At 56.2% G+C, this 3,149-nt stretch carries 2 protein-coding genes; one reads left to right on the top strand and one right to left on the bottom strand.

What is annotated here, in order from left to right:
- Positions 1-67 precede the first annotated feature (67 nt).
- Positions 68-2,671, top strand: a complete 2,604-nt coding sequence (gene mutS, locus AC4GMC_RS17930; protein WP_487878665.1) for a DNA mismatch repair protein MutS — start codon at positions 68-70, stop codon at positions 2,669-2,671.
- Here mutS and AC4GMC_RS17925 read toward each other — a convergent pair.
- On the bottom strand, positions 2,668-3,149 hold a 482-nt coding region (locus AC4GMC_RS17925), incomplete at its 5' end, for a nucleotide exchange factor GrpE (RefSeq protein ID WP_487878664.1). The two genes, mutS and AC4GMC_RS17925, sit on opposite strands and share 4 nt — an antisense overlap.

Below are 3,149 nucleotides of genomic sequence, written 5' to 3'. Positions count from 1 at the left end.
TGACCAAGCCGATACGTTCGCGCGAGGGTCCAAACTGGGGGGCGCGCCTATGTCGAACGTCACGCCGATGATGGCGCAATATCTGGAGATCAAGGAGGACGCGCCCGACGCGCTCTTGTTCTATCGGATGGGCGATTTTTACGAGATGTTTTTTGATGATGCCGTCGCAGCGGCAGAGGCGCTAGATATTGCGCTGACAAAACGCGGCAAACACCAAGGCGCGGATATTCCGATGTGTGGCGTTCCTGCGCACTCGGCGGAAAACTACTTTTTGACGTTGATCCGCAAAGGGTTCCGCGTCGCTGTATGTGAGCAATTGGAAACCCCGGAAGAAGCGAAAAAACGCGGCTCAAAATCCGTGGTGAAGCGTGGCATTGTACGGCTGGTCACTCCTGGCACCCTTACGGAAGACAGCCTGCTAGAGGCGCGTCGTCATAATTATTTGGCTGCATATTGCAGTGTTAGAGACGCTTCTGCACTTGCGTGGGTCGATATTTCCACCGGTGCTTTTCATGTCACGCCCTGTCCTTCCGTTCGGCTCGGCCCAGAATTGGCGCGACTAGGACCACGCGAGATCATCGTGGCAGAAGGCCGCGAAGAAGAGGTGCGCGAAACGGTTGAGGATGCTGGTGGAGCCCTGACAACAGTCGCACGATCTGCCTTTGACAGTGATGGTGCGCACAGCAGATTATGTACGCTTTTCGGTGTAGCAACGCTTGAGGCTTTTGGCAGCTTTAGCCGTGCTGAGTTGGGTGCAATGGGCGCCGTGGTTAGCTATTTGGACCTAACGCAGCGCGGGCAGCTTCCGCTTTTGCGTCCTCCGGTCAAAGAAGCCACCCAGCGCTTGATGCAAATAGATGGCGCGACACGGCGCAACCTTGAACTCACCCACAGTTTATCAGGTGGGCGCGCAGGCTCCCTTCTGGCGTGTATTGATCGTACGCTAACGGCTGGTGGCGGGCGATTATTGGAGCGGCGCGTTTCCGCACCATCCACACAAATTGACGTCATTACTGCGCGCCTTGATGCGATAACATGGGCCAATAAAAACAGCGCTCTGACCCAAACGCTCCGCGATGCCTTGCGTAAGACACCCGACATGGACCGCGCCTTATCGCGGCTTTCGCTAGATCGCGCCGGACCGCGCGACCTAGCTGCCGTTCGGGACGGATTACATCAATCGCTTCATATATCCGAAGTGCTTGCAGCCGAAAACTTGCCTGGTTTAATTAAGGAAAGCGTTAGCGCGCTAACCGGGCACTCGACGCTTTTGGACCTGCTAGACGATGCATTGGTCGCAGAACCACCATTGCTGGTACGTGATGGGGGGATGGTCGCCCCTGATTATGATACCGAACTTGATGAGGCCCGATCGCTCCGCGATGAAGGGCGTGGTGTCATTGCCGCGATGCAGGCTGATTTTGTCTCTAATACGGGGATTTCCAGCCTTAAGATCAAACACAACAACGTACTTGGCTACTTTATTGAGGTCACCGCGACCCATGCCGACAAGATGCATGCCATCGACACGTTTATTCATCGCCAAACGACAGCAAATCAGGTTCGTTTCACTACGGTTGAATTGTCAGAGCTAGAAACCAAAATCCTCAACGCGGGCTCCCGCGCGCTTGAGCTCGAAAAGCGCATCTATGAAACGCTTCGCCAGTCCATTCTGGAGGCTTCGGACAGCGTATACCAAGCGGCCCGTGCGTTGGCTGAGATGGATATCACCACCGCACTGGCTGACTTGGCCACCGGCGAAAACTGGAACCGCCCCGAGATCACGCGTGATCGTGACTTTGCGATCACCGGCGGACGTCACCCGGTTGTGGAGGCCGCTCTCAAAGGCCAAGGCGCCCAGTTTGTCCGCAACGATACGGATCTGTCAGCCACTGATACTGCTTCAATTTCACTGCTGACCGGCCCCAACATGGCGGGTAAATCGACGTACCTTCGGCAAAACGCCCTAATCGCACTGTTGGCGCAAATCGGCAGCTTCGTACCCGCCGAAAGTGCCCGCATCGGTGTGGTAAGCCAGCTGTTTTCACGTGTTGGCGCATCCGATGATTTGGCGCGTGGGCGGTCCACCTTTATGGTCGAGATGGTCGAAACCGCCGCGATCCTTAACCAAGCGGATGATCGGGCGCTTGTAATTTTGGATGAAATTGGCCGCGGGACAGCGACCTATGATGGGCTTTCCATCGCATGGGCCACGCTCGAACACCTGCACGACGTGAACCAATGTCGCGCGCTATTTGCCACGCACTACCATGAAATGACCCAACTAGCCGCCAAGCTGCCCGGCGTAGAGAACGCCACCGTTGCGGTTAAGGAATGGGAAGGCGACGTTATTTTCCTGCATGAAGTCCGGCTGGGCGCGGCGGATCGCAGTTATGGCGTGCAGGTTGCCAAGTTAGCTGGGCTGCCTGAAAGCGTTGTCGCGCGGGCGCGGCTGGTACTGGAGGCCTTGGAAAAAGGCGAACGAGAAGGCGGCAACCAAAAGGCGTTCATCGACGATCTGCCGCTTTTTGCAGCAAAGCCAGTGCCCCCACCCGCACCACAAACAAAAAGCGCAGCCGAAGGACGGCTGCGCGAAATTTTACCAGATGAGTTAACGCCAAAGGAGGCACTTAACTTAATCTATGAGCTAAAGGGTTTAGCTGGAGATTAACCAGCGGGCGTGGATGACACACCAACCTGCGCGGGGCGCAGTAGGCGATCATGCAGCATAAAGCCCTCAGCCATCACCTGAATGATGTCACCAGCTTTGGTGCCCGGCACCGGTGCTTCGAACATGGCTTGGTGCATTTGTGGGTCGAATTTTTCGCCCATTTCGGGGCTCAGGATCGTAATCCCGTGCTTTTCAAACACATTGGACAGTTCTTTCAGCGTTAGCTGAATGCCTTCGATAACACCGTCAGCCTCATCCCCAGCGGCATCAAGCGCCCGTTTGAGGTTGTCGTAGACGGGCATCATATCGCGTGCGAGCTTGGAGCCGCCATATTGCTCCGCTTCGCGGCGATCACGCTCGGACCGTTTACGCAGGTTCTCAGCATCGGCCAAGGCACGCATAAAGCGATCTTTGTAGTCATCGCGCTCAGCAATGATCGCATCCACATTTGGTCCCGGCTCTTTCGGGCCCTCAGCCA

It is taken from the genome of Thalassobacter sp. (assembly GCF_982993085.1).
This window is presented reverse-complemented; position numbering and strand designations above follow the sequence as displayed.

What these genes read in the sequence shown, in the direction of transcription:
- mutS (WP_487878665.1), top strand. Translation starts at nt 68, where the DNA reads ATGATGGCGCAATATCTGGAGATCAAGGAGGACGCGCCCGACGCGCTC.